This window comes from Brevundimonas sp., assembly GCF_013912005.1.
Lineage (GTDB): Bacteria > Pseudomonadota > Alphaproteobacteria > Caulobacterales > Caulobacteraceae > Brevundimonas.
The window spans coordinates 21,703-37,700 of sequence record NZ_JACESB010000007.1; the positions used below are offsets into that span (position 1 = coordinate 21,703).

Here is a 15,998-nt window from a genome sequence, read left to right on the forward strand (position 1 = left end):
AATCATGAGCACTGTCGAAGGGCGGCTGCGTATCGCCGTCCAGAAATCCGGCCGCCTGGCCGAGCGCAGCCTCGACCTTGTCCGCGACGCGGGCCTGCGCGTGGTCAAGGGCAACAACGACCTGCTCTACCGGGTCGAGAACTATCCGATCGACCTGCTGCGGGTGCGCGACGACGACATCCCGACCTTCGTGGCGGACGGGGTCTGCGACCTCGGCATCGTCGGCGAGAACGTTCTGGAGGAGGGTCGCAACGGCGGGCCCAACGCGGAGGTGGTGATGCCCCTCGGCTTCGGACGCTGCACCCTGAAGATCGCGACGCCGCCGTCGCCCGACTATGCGGGCCCGGCGTCGCTGGCCGGGAAGAGGATCGCGACCTCCTACCCGCGCGTGCTGCGCCGGTGGCTGCAGTCGCAGGGCGTCGAGGCCGACATCGTGACCATGCGCGGGGCGGTCGAGGTGGCGCCGCGACTGAAGCTGGCCCACGCTATCTGCGACCTCGTGTCGACGGGCGCGACCCTCGAGGCGAACGGCCTGGTCGCCCACGACACCGTGCTCGACAGCCAGGCGGTGCTGATTCGCGCCCCGGCCGCCCCCGAGCCGGCCTTGGGCGACCTGCTGGACAGCATCGTCGAGCGGATGGCCGGGGTGGTCGCCTCCCAGGGCGCCAAGTACGTGATGCTCAATGCGCCGCGGGGCGCGCTGGACGAGATCGCCGCCATCCTGCCGGGCGCCGGGGCGCCGACGGTGATGCCGCTCTCGGGCCGCGACGACGCGGTGGCCGTGCACGCCGTCTGCCAGGAGGCGGTGTTCTGGGAGACCCTGGAGAAGCTCAAGGCGGCCGGGGCCTCGGCCATTCTGGTCCTCCCGATCGAGAAGATGATGTGATGCGGCGGATCGACTGGAACAGCCTCGACGCGGACGGCCGGCGGGCGGCGCTGGCGCGGCCTTCGAATCGCAGCGACGCCGCCCTGGTGGAGCGCGTCGGCGCCATCCTCGACGACGTGCAGGCCCGCGGCGGCGCAGCCGTCGCCGACTGGAGCGTCCGGCTGGACGGCGCCCCGCCCCGCCGCATCGCGATCACGCCGGAGGCGGAGGCCGCGGCCCGCGCCGCCCTCCCCCCGGCGGCGACGCGAGCCCTGCGCATCGCGGCGGAGAACGTCAGGATCTTCCACGAGGCGACCCGACCGGAGGACTCCGCCGAGGTGGAGACCACCCCCGGGGTGCGCTCGCGCCTCGTGTGGCGGCCGATCCGGGCGGCGGGGCTCTATGTCCCGGGGGGCACGGCGCCGCTGTTCTCCTCCCTCCTCATGCTTGCCATTCCCGCCGCCGTCGCGGGCGTCGGGCGGCGGGTGGCGGTGACGCCGCCGCCGCGCGAGGGCGAGGTCCATCCGGCGATGATCGTCGCCGCCGCCGAGGCGGGGCTCGACGCCCTGTGGCTGATCGGCGGGGCCCAGGCCATCGCCGCCCTGACCTTCGGGGCCGCGTTCGACGACGGGGAGATCGCGCCGGTCGACAAGCTGTTCGGGCCCGGCAACGCCTGGGTGGCCGAGGCCAAGAAGCAGGCGGCGGCGCGGCCCGGAGGGCCGGCGGTCGACATGCCGGCGGGCCCCTCGGAGCTGATGGTGATCGCCGACCGCCACGCCGATCCGGTCCTCGTCGCCGCCGACCTGCTCAGCCAGGCCGAGCACGACGCCGACGCCCAGGTGCTGCTGGTCAGCGACAGCGAGGGGCGGATCGTCGATGTGCTCGACCAGGTCGAGACCCAGCTCGCCGGCCTGCCCCGGGCGGAGATCGCCCGGGCCGCCCTCGCCGAGGCGCGGCTCATCCGGGTGCGTGATCTGGCTGAGGCCTGCGACGTCGCCAACGCCTATGGCCCGGAACACCTGTCGCTGCAGACGGCGGCCCCCGAGGCCCTGGTGCCGCGCCTGACCGCGGCGGGCGCGGTCTTCGTCGGGCGGTACGCGGCCGAAACCCTGGGCGACTACGCCGCGGGGCCGAGCCACGTCCTGCCCACCGACGGGGGCGCCCGCACCCTCGGCGGCATCACCACCGCCAGCTTCATGACCTCGATGTCGGTGCAGCGGGTCGACGCCGGCGGCGCCCGGGCGCTGGCGCCGGCGGCGGCGGTGCTGGCGCGGCTGGAGGGGCTGGAGGCGCACGCCCGGGCCGCCGACCTGCGCGCCCTGGCGACGGAGGCGGGCCAATGACCCTCCCGGCTCCCTTCCCGCCCCTCGTCAGCGGCGACGTCGGGCTGGATACCTACCCCGGAACGCCGGCGACGCTCGCCGCGCGCATGGCGGAGATCTACGGCGCGCCGGTCGACAGCATCCTGCCGGTGCGCGGAGCGACCCACGGGCTGGAGCTGGTGTGGCGACTCGCCGGACGCGAGGGCGCAGCCGTGCAGGCGCCGGACGAGGCCCCCTACCGGGCGCTTGCGGCCATCTACCCGGCGCCGGCCGACGCCCGCGCGGGCGCGGTCGTGATCCGCGGCGGCGGCGATCCGGCGGCGGCGGCGGCGCAGGCGGCCGCCGTGGCGCCCGCCCTGCTGGTGGTCGACGAGGGCGCCGTCGAATTCTCCGGCGCCGTCTCGGCCGCGACGATCATCCCGGAGCGGCCCAATCTCGTGGTGCTGCGCAGCCTGTCGCTGGCCTGGGGCCTGGCCGGCGCGCGCGTGGGAGCGGTGCTCGCGCAGCCCGGGACCCTGGCCCGGCTGGCGGCCATGCTGGAGCCGCACGCCCTGCCCGCCCCGTCGATCCGGCTGGCGCTGCAGGCGCTCGATCCGTCGCGGATGGCCGAGACGACGGCGCGGATCGCCACGGTGCGCGCCGAGCGGGCCCGGCTGGCGAAGGCGCTGGCGCTGGCGGCCCCGGCGGAGGAAGAGCCCGGCCCCGCCATCCGCCTGCGGCCGGCGGACGCCGGGGCGGCGACCGCCGCCCTCGCCCGGTACGGCGTCGCGGCGGAGCGGGACGGCGACGCGCTCCGCCTGCCGGTGTCGGCGAAGGCCGAGGTCAACGACCGACTCCTGCTGGCCCTGGGGGCGGCGGCGGCGGCGCCGGGCGCGCGCCGCACGGCGGAGGTCGTCCGCGACACCAGGGAGACCCGCATCGTCTGCGCGGTGGACCTCGACTCCCCCGGCCCCGTGCGGATCGGCACCGGCGTCGGCTTCTTCGACCACATGCTCGAACAGGTGGCGGCGCACGGCGGCTTCTCACTGCGGCTGGCATGCGAGGGCGACCTGCACATCGATCCGCACCACACGGTCGAGGACTGCGCCATCGCGCTGGGCCAGGCGCTGAAGCAGGCGCTGGGCGAGCGGCGCGGCATCGCCCGCTACGGCTTCGTCCTGCCCATGGACGAGGCCGAGGCGAAGGTGTCGATCGACCTGTCCGGCCGGCCCTATCCGGTGTTCGTGGGGCGTTTCGACACCGCCTTCCTCGGCGACTACCGCACCGACCTGACGGCGCACGTGTTCCGCTCGCTGGCCGAACACCTCGGCGCCGCCATCCACGTCTCCGTCACCGGCGAGGACGACCACCACAAGACCGAGGCCGTCTACAAGGCGTTCGGCCGCGCCCTCCGTCAGGCGATCCGCGTCGAGGGCGAGGCCGTGCCCTCGACCAAGGGGGTCCTGTGAGCGAGGTCGCGGTCGTCAGCTACGGCGCCGGCAACATCGCCTCGGTGCAGTTCGCGCTGGAGCGGCTGGGGGCGCAGGTGCGACTGGTCGACACGCCGGAGGCGGTCGCCGATGCGCCCCGCCTGATCCTGCCGGGGGTCGGACAGGCCGGGTACGCCATGGCGCGGCTCCGGGAACTGGGGCTGGACGAGGCCATCCGCGCCTTCGACCGTCCGTTGCTCGGCGTCTGCCTCGGCCAGCAGCTGCTGTTCGAGGCCAGCGACGAGGGCGGCGGCGTGGAGCTGCTGGGCCTGATCCCCGGCCGGGTGCGGCGGCTGGAGCCGGGCCCCGCCCTGCCGGTTCCGCACATGGGCTGGTCGCGGCTCGACCTGCGGCGGGACGACCCGCTGATGACGGGCGTGCCGGCCGGAAGCTGGGCCTACTTCGTCCACGGCTACGTCTGTCCCGACGGCCCGGCCACGGTGGCGGCGGCGGACTACGGCGGGGTTGTCCCGGCGGTGGTCCGCAGCGGCCGGCGCATGGGCTGCCAGTTTCACCCCGAGCGCTCCGCCGCTGCCGGGGCCCGCATTCTCGAGAACTTCCTGGAGCTGACCGCGTGATCGTCTACCCCGCCATCGACCTGAGGGACGGCGCCTGCGTCCGCCTGCTGCACGGGCGGTTCGACCAGGCGACCCGCTACGACGACCGTCCCGCGGCGCGGCTCGCGGCCTTCGCCGCGGCCGGGGCCGGCTGGGTCCACATCGTCGACCTCGACGGGGCCGAGGCCGGGCGCGCGGTGCAGCACCGGCTGATCGGCGAACTGGCCGGCTCGGTCGCCGTGCGCATCCAGTCCGGCGGCGGGGTGCGCTCGGAGGCGGACGTGGAGGCCCTGCTCGGGGCCGGCGTGGCCCGGGTGGTGGTCGGCTCCCTGGCGGTGAGCCGGCCGGAAACGGTGGCCGCCTGGCTGGCGCGCTTCGGACCGGACCGGCTGACCCTCGCCCTCGACGTCAAGGCCGACGGCGACCGCTACGTGCCGGCCCTCAAGGGCTGGACCGAGGCGGCGGAGGTCGACCTGTGGGCCGCGCTCGACCGCTACCCGCCGGGCAGCGCGCGGCACCTGCTGGTCACCGACGTCGGCCGCGACGGCGCCCTGACCGGGCCGAACATCGACCTGCTCGGCGAGATCGTGCGGCGGCGCCCCGACCTGCAGGTGCAGGCCTCGGGCGGGGTGGCCGCCCTGTCCGACCTGGCTGCGGCGCGCGACGCCGGCTGCGCCGGGACGATCGTCGGCCGCGCCCTGTACGAGAACCGCTTCACCGTCGAACAGGCGCTCGCGGCGTGACGGCGCGCCGGATCATTCCCTGCCTCGACGTCAAGGACGGCCGCGTGGTCAAGGGCGTCCGCTTCGAGGGCCATCGCGACATGGGCGATGCGGCCGAGCTGGCGGCCCGCTACCGCGACTCCGGGGCCGACGAGCTGGTCTTCTACGACATCGCCGCCAGCCCCGAGGGCCGGACCCTGGACTACGGCTGGGTGCGCGACATCGCCCGGCTGCTGGACATTCCCTTCAGCGTCGCCGGCGGCATCCGCACGGTCGAGCAGGCCGGCCGCTGCCTCGACAACGGCGCCGACAAGGTGTCGATCAACACGCCGGCGCTGGAGCGGCCGGAACTGATCGCGGAGATGGCGGAGCGGTTCGGCGCCCAGTGCGTGGTGGTCGGCGTCGACTCCCGCCGCGTGGGCGATGTCTGGATGGTGCACCAGTACACCGGCGACCCGAACCGCAGCCGCGGGGCCGGCCGGCGGACGCTCGACTGGATCGTCGAGGCGCAGACGCTCGGGGCCGGCGAGATCGTGCTCAACTGCATGGACGAGGACGGGGTGCGCCGCGGCTACGACATCCCGCAGCTGCAGGCCGCGCGAAGCCGGCTGACCATTCCGCTGGTGGCCTCGGGGGGCGCCGGCGAGGCCCGGCACTTCCTGGAGGCGTTCGAGCAGGCGGACGTGTCCGGGGCGCTGGCCGCGAGCGTGTTCCATTCGGGGGCCCTGCCCATCCCCGAACTCAAGGCGTTCCTCGGCTGCGCCGGCGTGGAGGTGAGACCATGATCGACATCGACCGGGTGGACTTCGCCAAGGGCGGCGGCCTCGTGCCCGTGGTGGTGCAGGACGCCGCCACCCTGCAGGTGCTGACGCTCGCCTACATGGATCGGGCGGCGCTGGAGGAGACCGTCGCCTCGGGCGAGGCGACCTTCTTCTCCCGCTCGCGCGGCGGACGCTGGCGCAAGGGCGAGACCTCCGGAAACCGGCTGAAGGTCGCGGCGATCACCGCCGACTGCGACGGCGACGCCCTGGTGCTGGCGGTCCGGCCGCTCGGCCCCGCCTGCCACCTCGGGACCCCCAGCTGCTTCGGCGCGGCCGATGCGCCGGGCGTCGGAGGGCTGGCGCGGCTGGAGGCGACGATCGCCGCCCGCGCGGCCGCCGATCCGGCGCAGAGCTGGACCGCGCGGCTGCTGGCCGAGGGGCCGAAGCGGGTCGCCCAGAAGGTCGGGGAGGAAGGCGTCGAGACGGCGCTGGCCGGCGCGGCCGGGCCCGACGAGGAACTGGCGTCCGAGGCGGCCGACCTGGTCTACCACCTGCTGGTCCTCCTGCACGCCCGCGGCATGGCGCTGTCGGACGTGCTCGACGTGCTGGCGCAGCGGGCGCGGGCGGGCTGACGCGGAACCGCGCGCCCGTCGGCTCCGTTCCCGCTCCATGGACATGGAAGCCCAGATCGTCGCCGCCCTTCGCACCGAGCTGGGGCGGCAGGCCGAGGGAGACGGACGGCTGACGCTGACGCCCGGCGAATCGGGCCGCGTCGCGGTCGCGGGCGAACTGGATCTCGAGGCGCTGGCCATGGCCGTCGCCGGCAGTGTGGCCGGCGGCCCGTAACAGCGTTACGGCAACGCTTGCCTGGAGCGTGACGAGCGCGCAGTGTGTCTCCGGGGGACCTCGCCATGCAGCTCAACGCGCTTCGCTGCCTGATCAAGGGCCATGTCTTCGTGGACAGCCGCAGCACGCCCGGCACCAAGGTTTGCACCCGCTGCCGGCTGCGCGAGCCCTTCGAGGGCCTGAAGAAGCCGCCGACGGAAGCGACCCGCTGATCGATCAGACCAGCCGGCTCTGCACCACCGCCGCGGCGATGAAGCCGGCGAACAGCGGGTGCGGCGCGAACGGCCGGCTCTTCAGCTCCGGGTGGTACTGGACGCCGACGAACCACGGGTGATCCGGACGTTCGACGGTTTCCGGCAGAACGCCGTCCGGCGACAGGCCGGCGAAGACGAGGCCGCCCTTCGATTCGATCGCTTCCCGGTAGTTGATGTTGACCTCGTAGCGGTGGCGATGGCGTTCGCTGATGGTCGTGGAGCCGTACATCTCCGCGATGCGGGAGCCGGGCTGCAGGGTCGAGTCATAGGCCCCCAGCCGCATGGTGCCGCCGAGGTCGCCGCCGGCGTTGCGCTTCACCCGCTCGTTGCCCTGGGTCCATTCCGTCATCAGCCCGACCACCGGCTCCTCGGTGGGCCCGAACTCCGTCGAGGAGGCCCGGGGGAACCCGGCGAGATTCCGCGCCGCCTCGATGACCGCCATCTGCATGCCGAAGCAGATGCCGAAATAGGGAATGTTGCGCTCGCGGGCGAAGCGGGCCGCCTGGATCTTGCCCTCGGCGCCGCGGGCCCCGAAGCCGCCCGGAACGAGGATGGCGTGCGCCCCCTGCAGGCGCGCGTCGCAGGCCTCGCGATCGCCCTCGAAGGTTTCGGCCTCGACCCAGTCGATGTTGACCTTGACGTTGTTGGCGACGCCGCCGTGGTGCAGGGCCTCGATCAGCGATTTGTAGGCGTCCTTGAGCACCGTGTACTTGCCGACCACGGCGACGGTCACTTCGCCGTCCGGCTGCAAACGGCGGCGGACGATCTCCTCCCAGCCCGACAGGTCGGGGGCCGGCGCGTCGCCGATGCCGAAGTGCGCCAGCACCTCCGCGTCCAGGCCCTCGCGGTGGTAGTCGAGCGGAACCGCATAGATGTCCGCCGAGTCCATGGCCTGGATGACGCCGCTTTCGCGGACGTTGCAGAACAGGCCGATCTTGCGTTTCTCGTCCGGCGGGATCGGCTGCTCGCAGCGGCACAGCAGGATGTCGGGCTGGATGCCGATGGAGCGCAGCTCCTTGACCGAGTGCTGGGTCGGCTTGGTCTTCATCTCCCCGGCCGTCTTGATGAACGGCAGCAGGGTCAGGTGGACGAAGCAGGACTGGCCGCGCGGCAGGTCCTGGCCCAGCTGGCGGATGGCCTCGAAGAACGGCAGCCCCTCGATGTCCCCGACCGTGCCGCCGATCTCGACCAGCACGAAGTCCACCGGTTCGCCCTCATCGGTCAGCGCCGGGGACAGGCAGAACTGCTTGATCTGGTCGGTGACGTGCGGGATCACCTGGACCGTCGCGCCCAGATAGTCGCCGCGCCGCTCCTTCTCGAGGATGGTCTGGTAGATGCGGCCGGTGGTGATGTTGTCCGACTTCGCCGCCGAGACGCCGGTGAAGCGTTCGTAGTGGCCAAGGTCGAGGTCCGTCTCGGCCCCGTCGTCGGTGACGAAGACCTCGCCGTGCTGGTACGGCGACATCGTGCCCGGATCGACGTTGAGATAGGGGTCGAGCTTGCGCAGCCGGACCTTGTAGCCGCGCGCCTGGAGAAGCGCGCCGAGAGCGGCGGAGGCGAGGCCCTTGCCCAGGGAGGAGACCACGCCGCCGGTGATGAACACATAACGAGGCATGGGGAATCACCTTAGCGCCGATTCGGCGCCGCTACTCCGGAGACATTGGGGGCGGGACAGGAAGGCGGGGATAAACGCCCCGCCCACCCTTATTCGGCCGGCGCGGGCTGCGCCGGGGCGGGCGCGGCGGCGCCCGTCAGGCTCGACTCGAGGTCCTGCAGCGACGGCGCGGCCGGCTGGGCCGGGGCGGCCGGATCGGCGGCCGGGGCCGAGGTCGACGGCGGCGGGGCCGCCAACTCGCCCACGGCGTCCGCGTCGACGATCGAGCGGCTGGCCCGCTCCAGGTTGCCGACGATCGTCAGGCCGATGGCGCAGGCGAAGAACAGGCCGGCGAGAATCCAGGTGGTGCGGGTCAGCAGGTTGCCGGCGCCGCGCGCGGTCATGAAGCCCGACGGGCCTCCGCCCATCCCCAGCGCGCCGCCTTCCGACCGCTGCAGCAGGATCACGCCGGCGAGCGCGACCGAAATGAGGATCATGGCGACGAGGAGAATGGTCTGGAGCATGGCGGCCGATATGTGTGGCGCGGACCCGCGCCGATCAAGCGGCGGCGTCTATCATGGCCAGGGCGCCCGGGCTAGGGGTCAGGCGGCGCGCACGATGGGCAGGAAATCCGCCGCCCTCAGGGATGCGCCGCCGACGAGGGCTCCGCCCACCTCCGGCACGGCCAGGATGTCGGCGGCGTTGTCCGGCTTGACCGAGCCCCCGTACAGGATCGGGGCGGCGGCGGCGCCGAGGCCGAGGCGCTCCAGGATGGCGGCGCGGACGGCGCGGTGCACCTCCTCGATCTGCTGCAGGGTCGGCGTGAGGCCGGTGCCGATCGCCCACACCGGCTCGTAGGCGACGGCGAAGTCGCGCCCGGCCAGCGCCTGCGGCAGGGAGTTCAGCACCTGCTCGCGGACCACCTCGACCGCCCGCCCCTGCTCCCGCTCCTGCAGCGTCTCGCCGACGCAGACGATCGGGGCCAGCCCGGCCTCGAGGGCGGCGGCCGCCTTGGCGGCGACAAGGCCGTCCCGTTCGCCATAGCCCTGCCGCCGCTCGGAGTGGCCGAGGATGACGAGGGTCGCGCCCGCGTCGCGAAGCATCTCGGCCGAGACGTCGCCGGTGTAGGCGCCGGCGCGCTCGGCCCGGCAGTCCTGGCCGCCGACCTCGACCCGGCCGCCCTTCAGCAGCGAGGCCATGCGCTCGACGAGGGTGGCGGGGGGACACAGGGCGACGCGGCAGGCCGGGACCTGCGCCTCCAGCTCCGTCTGCAGGGTCCGCGCCTCGGCCAGGCTCGCGCCGAGACCGTTCATCTTCCAGTTGCCGGCGATCAGCTTCACGGATTGTTTCATCCGGCCTGTTTAGGCGCCCGGGCGGCCGAAGCCAAGCCGCGGCGGCGCCTTCGTCTTGCCGTGCGGGTCGATCAACCCCTATAGGCCGGAGCGGCTTACCTTCGCCGCCCTTCCGCCAGGATCGATCATGCTCAGCGTGTTCCGCAACTTCGCCAAGTCACCGTGGGCCATCGGCCTGCTCGTGCTGCTCGCGCTGGGTCTGCTCATCACCGGCGGCTCGCAGATGGACATCCTCGCCAACCTCGGCCCGCGGCATGTGATCACCGCCGGGGACCGCAGCGTCGACGCCGCCGCCTTCCGGACCGACATGGAGCGCATCCGCGCCTCGGCCCAGCAGCAGTCGGGGCAGGCGGTCAGCTTTGAGCAGCTGGTCGGCGAAGGCGGCGAGCTGGTCCAGTACCTGGAACAGCGCTCGCAGCAGCTGGGCTTCATGGCCTGGGCCTGGAACGCCGGCGTTCGCCCGGGCAAGGAGCTGGTGCTGCGCCAGATCCGCCAGGCGCCCGGCTTCTTCGATTCGGTGACCGGCCGGTTCAGCGAGGAGCAGTACCGCTCGGTCCTGGCCGAGAACAACGCCACGCCGGAGATGTTCGAGGAGCAGCTTCGCGACGAGGTGATGACGCGGCACTTCGGGGCTGCGGTCGGCGCGGGCGCCCGCCTGCCGCGGATCTACGGGGCCGTGCTCGCCAACCAGGCGATGGAGACCCGCGACGGCCGCTGGTTCACCGTCACCCAGGCCATGGCCGGCCGCGCGCCCGCCCCCACCGACGCGCAACTCGCCGCCTTCATGCAGCAGAACGCCGAGCGCATGCGCCTGCCGGAGTTCCGGTCGGGCACCCTGGTGCTGTTCGACAACCCGGCCGATGCGCCGGCGGCGGTCTCCGAAGCGGACATCCGCGAGCGGTTCGAGTTCCGGCGGGAAGCCCTGTCGCAACCGGAGCGCCGCACCTTCACGACGCTGACCGCGCCGACGCGGGCGGCGGCGGAGCGGATCGCCGCCGCCCTGCGCGCCGGCCAGACGCCCGCGGCCGTCGGCCAGGCCAACAACCTGCAGCCGGCGGAGTACGCCGACACGCCGCGCAGCGCCGTCAGCGATCCGGCCGTGGCGGCCGCCGTGTTCGGCCTCAACGAGGGACAGGTCTCGGACCCGGTCCAGGCCCGCGTCGGCTTCGTGGTCGCCCGCGTCACGGGGGTCACCCCCGGCCAGCCCGCGACCCTCGAGGACGTGCGCGAGCAGGTGATCCAGGAACTGCGCCAGGAAGCCGCCCGCGCGGCCGTCTACGAGCGCGTCGAGGCCTACGACAAGGCCCGCCAGGAAGGGAAGTCGCTGGAGGCGGCGGTGGCCGAGGTCGGCGCCCGCACCCTGAAGATTCCGCCGGTCACCCGCGACGGCCGCAGCCTGACCCAGCCGGGCTTCACCGCCCCGCCGCAGCTGCTGGAGTCGATGTGGTCGCTGGGCGCCAACGCCGTCAGCGAGGTCGTCGAGGCCGGCGGCGGCCAGTACTTCGTGGTGCGGGTCGACGAGATCACCCCGCCGGCGCTGCCGTCCCTGTCCGATCCGCAGGTGCGCGCCCAGCTGGCGACCGCCTGGACGGCGCGCGAGAACGCCCGCCTGCTGAGCACCCGCGTCGACGCTCTCGCCGCCCGCGTGCGCCGGGGCGAGGATCTCGCCGCGGTCGCCCGTTCGGTCGGCGCCGAGGTCAACTCGGCCAGCGGCGTGAGCCGCCAGGACCAGGCGCGCGGGCAAGGCGTGCTGGCCGGCCTGTTCACCACCGCGCGCAACGAGGTGTTCTCGCAGCAGCAGGCCGCCGACAGCTTCGTGATCGGCCGCACCGACCGCATCACCCCGCCGAATCCGACCCTGGCCGCGCCGATGGCCGAGCAGTTCCGCACCCGCATGGGCTCCGACAACCTCAACGCCCTGGGCGAAACGGCCATCCGCGTCGCCGCGGACCGGGTGGGCGCCGAGTACGACCTCGAGGAGGCGCGCCGCGCCCTCGGCCTTCCGGCGACGCCGGCCGCGGCCGACGCGGCTCCGGCCGCCGGCTCGCCCGCCCCGGCGCAATGACGCCGGAGACGGACGGTCCGGCCGGACCACGACGCCCGCGGGTCCTCGTCCGCCGGCTGGTCGACGATCTCGAGACGCCGGTTTCGGCCTTCCTGAAAGTCGGCTGGGGCCGGCCGCACGCCCTGCTGCTCGAGTCGGTCGAGGGCGGCGCGGTCAACGGCCGCTATTCGATCATCGCGCGCGATCCCGACGTGGTCTGGCGCTGCCGCGACGGCCGGGCGGAGCTGGCCCGCGGCGCGGCGATCGCGGCGGAGCGGTTCGCGCCGGACGGTGACGACGCCCTCGCCTCCCTGCGGCGGCTGATGGCCGCCTCCCGGCTGGATCTGCCGGACGACCTGCCGCCGATGGCGGCCGGGCTGTTCGGCGTGTTCGGCTATGACATGGTCCGGCTGCTGGAGCCGCTGGGCGCGCCGAATCCCGACCCGCTGGACCTGCCGGACGCGGTGCTGACCCGGCCTTCGGTGGTGGCGATCTTCGACTCCGTGCAGCACGAGATCGTGCTCGTCGCGCCGTGCTGGTTCGACGACGAGGCGGACGCGGGCGCGGTCGAGGCGGCGGCGGTCGCGCGGCTGGACGCGTTCGAGCAGGAACTGCGGCGTCCGCTCCCGCCCCTGCCGGCGGCCGTGGAGACGCCGGCCCCGGCGTTCACGACCCCGGTCGATGCGGCGGCCTTCTCGGCCATGGTCGACCGGGCCAAGGACTACATCGCCGCCGGCGACATCTTCCAGGTGGTGCTCAGCCACCGCTTCTCGGCGCCCTGGGTCGGCGATCCGTTCGCCTTCTACCGCGCCCTGCGGCGCCAGAACCCGTCGCCCTACCTGTTCTTCCTCGACTTCGGCCGCTTCCAGCTGGCCGGCTCGAGCCCCGAGATCCTGGTCCGCCTGAAGGACGGACGGGTGACCATCCGTCCGCTGGCCGGCACCCGCCCCCGCGGCGAGACGCCGGAGGCGGACCGGGCGCTCGAGGCGGAACTGCTCGCCGATCCCAAGGAGCGCGCCGAGCACCTGATGCTGCTCGACCTCGGCCGCAACGACGTCGGCCGCGTCTCCGCCCCGGGCACGGTCGAGGTGACCGAGAGCTTCGTGGTCGAGCGCTACAGCTCGGTGATGCACATCGTCTCTGACGTGCAGGGCGTGGCCGATCCCAGGCTCGACGCCGTCGACGCCCTGCTCGCCGCCCTCCCCGCCGGCACCCTGTCGGGCGCGCCCAAGGTGCGGGCGATGGAGATCATCGACGAACTGGAGAGCCTGAAGCGCGGCGTCGGGTACGGCGGCGGGGTCGGGTACATCTCGGCCGGGGGCGAGGCGGACATCTGCATCGTGCTGCGGACGGCCCTGTTCGCCGACGGCCGGGCCCACGTGCAGGCGGGGGCCGGCGTGGTGGCCGACAGCGACCCGGCGGCCGAATACGCCGAGACCCAGGCCAAGGCGCGCGCCCCGATGCGGGCGGCGGGCGAGGCCTGGCGCTATCCGTTCGGCGACAGGGGCTGAGCGGTCGCCGACCTGTCGAAGCGCACGCCCGGTCCCAGAACCATGACTCCCGCCATCATCACCGCCGCTGTCGCGGCCAGGGCCGCGGCCCCGAGCGCCGGCAGCGCCGCGGACTTTCTCGACGGCGGCTCCAGCAGCCGGCGTGCGCGGGCGATTCCATCCTCGGCCATGAGCCCCTCCCTCGAGACCGCACTTCGGACGATCATGGTTAACGAAGCCTTGCCGATCTGCGCCTTGGCGGCGCGCGCCTTCGCCCCTAGAAGCGCCGCATGATCCTCGTCGTCGACAACTACGACAGCTTCACCTGGAACCTGGTCCACTACCTTGCGGAGCTGGGCGCGGAGACGCGCGTGGTGCGCAACGACGACCTGACGGCGGCGGAGGCCTGGGCGCTGAAGCCGGAGGCGGTGCTGCTGTCGCCGGGCCCCTGCTCGCCCAACGAGGCCGGGATCTGTCTCGACCTCCTCGCCACGGCCCCCGAGGCCATGCCGATCTTCGGCGTCTGCCTCGGTCACCAGGCGATGGGTCAGGCCTTCGGCGGAGAGGTGGTGCGCGCCAAGGCGCTGATGCACGGCAAGACCTCCCCCATCGAGCATGAGGGCAAGGGCGTGTTCGGCGGCCTGCCGGCGCCCTTCACGGCGACCCGCTACCATTCGCTGGCGGTCCGCCGGGAGACCCTGCCGGAGGCCTTGGAGGTCACGGCCTGGACCGCCGACGGCGAGATCATGGGCCTGTCGCACCGCACCCGGCCGATCCACGGCGTCCAGTTCCACCCGGAATCGATCGCCACCGAGCACGGCCACGACCTGCTGGCCAACTTCCTCGACCTGGCGGCGGTGAAGCGCCGGGCGATGGTCTGAGGTGGCCGACGCCTTCAAGCCCCTGCTGGCGAAACTGGTCGACGGCCGCGTGCTGTCGGGCGGGGAGGCGCACGCCTTCTTCGCCGCCTGCCTGCGCGGCGAGCCGACCCCGGGCCAGGTGGCGGCCGCCGTCACCGCCCTGCGCATCCGCGGCGAGACGGTCGAGGAGATCGTCGCCTTCGCCACCGCCATGCGCGAGGCGGCGCTGACCCTGGACCACCCGTATGAGGTGGTGGACACCTGCGGCACCGGCGGCGACGGCCAGCACACCTGGAACATCTCCACCGCCACCGCCCTGGTCCTCGCCGGCGCGGGGCTGAAGGTGGCCAAGCATGGCAACCGGGCGATGAGTTCGAAATCCGGATCGTCGGACGTGCTGGCCATGCTGGGCGTCAACCTGGCGGCCACGCCGGCGCAGCAGCGCCGCTGCCTCGACGAGGCGGGCATCGCCTTCCTGTTCGCCCCGACCTATCACGGCGCCATGCGCCACGTCGGACCCGTCCGGGCCGAGATCGGCTTCCGCACCGTGTTCAACCTGCTGGGGCCGCTGTGCAATCCGGCCGGGGCGCGGCGGCAGGTGATGGGCGTCTACGACCCGGCCCTGCTGGAGCCGCTGGCGGAGGTGCTGGGCCGGCTCGGGGCCCGGCGGGCGTGGACGGTGCACGGCCAAGGGCTGGACGAGCTGACCACCACCGGCGCGACCGAGGTGGCGGAGTGGAAGGACGGCGGCGTGCGCCGCTTCGCCGTCACGCCGGAGGACGCCGGGCTGCCGCGCGCCGACATCGGCGCCCTGCGGGGCGGCGACCCCGAAGCGAACGCCGCCGCCCTGCGCGCCCTGCTGGAGGGGGCGACGGGCGCCTATCGCGACATCGTGCTGCTGAACGCCGCCGCCGCCCTGGTGGTCGCGGACAGGGCCGGGGACCTGCGCGAGGGCGCCGCGCTCGCCGCGACGGCGCTGGACGACGGCGCCGCCCGCCGGGCGCTGACCCGGCTCATCGAGGTGAGCCACCTGCCGGTCGAGGAGTCGCCGCAATGACCGACGTGCTGGAGCGGATCGCCGCCTACAAGCGGGAGGACGTGGCGGCGCGCAAGGCGGCGCTGTCGCAGGACGCCGTCGAGGCGCGCGCCCGCGCGGCGGCGGCCCCGCGCGGCTTCCGTGCGGCGCTGGAGCGGCATGTCGAGGCCACCGGCCGGCCGGCGCTGATCGCCGAGATCAAGAAGGCCAGCCCCTCGAAGGGGCTGATCCGCGAGGACTTCGACCCGCCGGCCCTGGCGCAGGCCTATGAGCGCGGCGGCGCGACCTGCCTGTCGGTGCTGACCGACGGGCCGAGCTTCCAGGGCGACGACGCCTTCCTCGCCGCCGCCCGCGCGGCGACCGCCCTGCCCTGCCTGCGCAAGGACTTCCTCGTCGATCCCTGGCAGGTGGCCGAGAGCCGGGCGCTGGGGGCCGACTGCATCCTGATCATCCTCGCCATGATCGACGACGCCCTCGCCGCCGAACTGCTGGCCGAGGCCGAACGCCTCGGCATGGACGCCCTGGTCGAGACCCACGACGAGGCCGAGATGGAACGCGCCTGCCGTCTGGGCGGCGACCTGGTCGGGATCAACAACCGCTCCCTGCGCACCTTCGCAGTCGACCTCGAGACGACGGAGCGGCTGGCCATGCTCAGCCCGGTCCGCGCCCTGCTGGTGGCCGAAAGCGGCATCTTCACCCCGGACGACGTGGCGCGCGTCTCGGCGGCCCACGCCCAGGCCATCCTCGTCGGCGAAAGCCTGATGCGCCAGGCGGACGTGGAGGCGGCGACGCGAAGTTTGCTGGCCTGACGCGCAACTCCAGCTTG

The 15,998-nt window shown here is 73.8% G+C and carries 18 protein-coding genes; 14 read left to right on the plus strand and 4 right to left on the minus strand.

Annotation, left to right across the window (positions count from 1 at the left end; all coding sequences use genetic code 11):
* Positions 1–4 precede the first annotated feature (4 nt).
* The 9 genes from hisG (at position 5) to H2038_RS06950 (ending at position 6,754) form a co-directional block, all read left to right on the plus strand.
* On the plus strand, positions 5–886 hold the full coding sequence (gene hisG / locus H2038_RS06910; RefSeq protein WP_292110823.1) for an ATP phosphoribosyltransferase: 882 nt from the start codon (positions 5–7) through the stop codon (positions 884–886).
* Complete coding sequence (gene hisD, locus H2038_RS06915) at positions 886–2,208, plus strand: histidinol dehydrogenase (RefSeq protein WP_292110826.1); 1,323 nt, start codon at positions 886–888, stop codon at positions 2,206–2,208. The genes hisG and hisD overlap by 1 nt, the downstream gene beginning before the upstream one ends.
* Positions 2,205–3,635: an imidazoleglycerol-phosphate dehydratase HisB gene (hisB, locus tag H2038_RS06920; protein ID WP_292110829.1), complete on the plus strand. Its 1,431-nt coding sequence runs from the start codon at positions 2,205–2,207 to the stop codon at positions 3,633–3,635. The genes hisD and hisB overlap by 4 nt, the downstream gene beginning before the upstream one ends.
* Entirely contained in the window at positions 3,632–4,234 is a 603-nt protein-coding gene (gene hisH, locus H2038_RS06925; protein ID WP_292110832.1) for an imidazole glycerol phosphate synthase subunit HisH, read from the plus strand. The genes hisB and hisH overlap by 4 nt, the downstream gene beginning before the upstream one ends.
* A complete protein-coding gene (hisA, locus tag H2038_RS06930; RefSeq protein WP_292110834.1) occupies positions 4,231–4,956 on the plus strand; it encodes a 1-(5-phosphoribosyl)-5-[(5-phosphoribosylamino)methylideneamino]imidazole-4-carboxamide isomerase in 726 nt (241 codons plus the stop codon). Before hisH ends, hisA begins: the two co-directional genes overlap by 4 nt.
* Complete coding sequence (gene hisF, locus H2038_RS06935; protein ID WP_292110836.1) at positions 4,953–5,720, plus strand: imidazole glycerol phosphate synthase subunit HisF; 768 nt, start codon at positions 4,953–4,955, stop codon at positions 5,718–5,720. Before hisA ends, hisF begins: the two co-directional genes overlap by 4 nt.
* Entirely contained in the window at positions 5,717–6,328 is a 612-nt protein-coding gene (hisIE, locus tag H2038_RS06940) for a bifunctional phosphoribosyl-AMP cyclohydrolase/phosphoribosyl-ATP diphosphatase HisIE (RefSeq protein ID WP_292110839.1), read from the plus strand. Before hisF ends, hisIE begins: the two co-directional genes overlap by 4 nt.
* 37 nt (positions 6,329–6,365) lie before the next feature.
* Positions 6,366–6,542, plus strand: coding sequence for a hypothetical protein (locus H2038_RS06945; protein WP_292110842.1), 177 nt, complete (start codon positions 6,366–6,368; stop codon positions 6,540–6,542).
* 65 nt (positions 6,543–6,607) lie between these two features.
* Positions 6,608–6,754: a hypothetical protein gene (locus H2038_RS06950; protein WP_292110845.1), complete on the plus strand. Its 147-nt coding sequence runs from the start codon at positions 6,608–6,610 to the stop codon at positions 6,752–6,754.
* Between the two features lie 4 nt (positions 6,755–6,758).
* On the opposite strand, the gene H2038_RS06955 is transcribed toward H2038_RS06950, so the two are convergent.
* From H2038_RS06955 to tpiA, 3 genes are all read right to left on the minus strand, one after another.
* Positions 6,759–8,411 (minus strand): CTP synthase, encoded by a 1,653-nt coding sequence (locus tag H2038_RS06955; protein WP_292110847.1) that lies wholly within the window; start codon positions 8,409–8,411, stop codon positions 6,759–6,761.
* A gap of 89 nt (positions 8,412–8,500) precedes the next feature.
* Positions 8,501–8,914 carry a preprotein translocase subunit SecG gene (secG, locus tag H2038_RS06960; RefSeq protein WP_292110849.1) on the minus strand — a complete coding sequence of 138 codons (414 nt, stop codon included), beginning with the start codon at positions 8,912–8,914 and terminating at the stop codon, positions 8,501–8,503.
* A gap of 78 nt (positions 8,915–8,992) precedes the next feature.
* Positions 8,993–9,742, minus strand: coding sequence for a triose-phosphate isomerase (tpiA, locus tag H2038_RS06965; RefSeq protein WP_292110851.1), 750 nt, complete (start codon positions 9,740–9,742; stop codon positions 8,993–8,995).
* Between the two features lie 127 nt (positions 9,743–9,869).
* Between tpiA and H2038_RS06970 the strand changes: the two genes are divergently transcribed.
* On the plus strand, positions 9,870–11,807 hold the full coding sequence (locus H2038_RS06970; protein WP_292110854.1) for a peptidyl-prolyl cis-trans isomerase: 1,938 nt from the start codon (positions 9,870–9,872) through the stop codon (positions 11,805–11,807).
* Positions 11,804–13,297 carry an anthranilate synthase component I gene (gene trpE / locus H2038_RS06975; protein WP_292110857.1) on the plus strand — a complete coding sequence of 498 codons (1,494 nt, stop codon included), beginning with the start codon at positions 11,804–11,806 and terminating at the stop codon, positions 13,295–13,297. The genes H2038_RS06970 and trpE overlap by 4 nt, the downstream gene beginning before the upstream one ends.
* Here the strand turns inward: trpE and H2038_RS06980 are convergent.
* The gene (locus H2038_RS06980; RefSeq protein WP_292110860.1) at positions 13,273–13,467 is read right to left on the minus strand and encodes a hypothetical protein; all 195 of its coding nucleotides are present in this window, start codon (positions 13,465–13,467) and stop codon (positions 13,273–13,275) included. The genes trpE and H2038_RS06980 overlap by 25 nt on opposite strands.
* Positions 13,468–13,566: 99 nt before the next feature.
* Between H2038_RS06980 and H2038_RS06985 the strand changes: the two genes are divergently transcribed.
* The 3 genes from H2038_RS06985 to trpC are packed head-to-tail and all read left to right on the plus strand — an operon-like array spanning position 13,567 to position 15,981.
* The gene (locus H2038_RS06985) at positions 13,567–14,157 is read left to right on the plus strand and encodes an aminodeoxychorismate/anthranilate synthase component II (RefSeq protein WP_292110863.1); all 591 of its coding nucleotides are present in this window, start codon (positions 13,567–13,569) and stop codon (positions 14,155–14,157) included.
* Between the two features lies 1 nt (position 14,158).
* On the plus strand, positions 14,159–15,193 hold the full coding sequence (gene trpD / locus H2038_RS06990; RefSeq protein WP_292110865.1) for an anthranilate phosphoribosyltransferase: 1,035 nt from the start codon (positions 14,159–14,161) through the stop codon (positions 15,191–15,193).
* Positions 15,190–15,981: an indole-3-glycerol phosphate synthase TrpC gene (gene trpC / locus H2038_RS06995; RefSeq protein WP_292110867.1), complete on the plus strand. Its 792-nt coding sequence runs from the start codon at positions 15,190–15,192 to the stop codon at positions 15,979–15,981. The genes trpD and trpC overlap by 4 nt, the downstream gene beginning before the upstream one ends.
* The last annotated feature ends 17 nt before the right edge of the window (positions 15,982–15,998 follow it).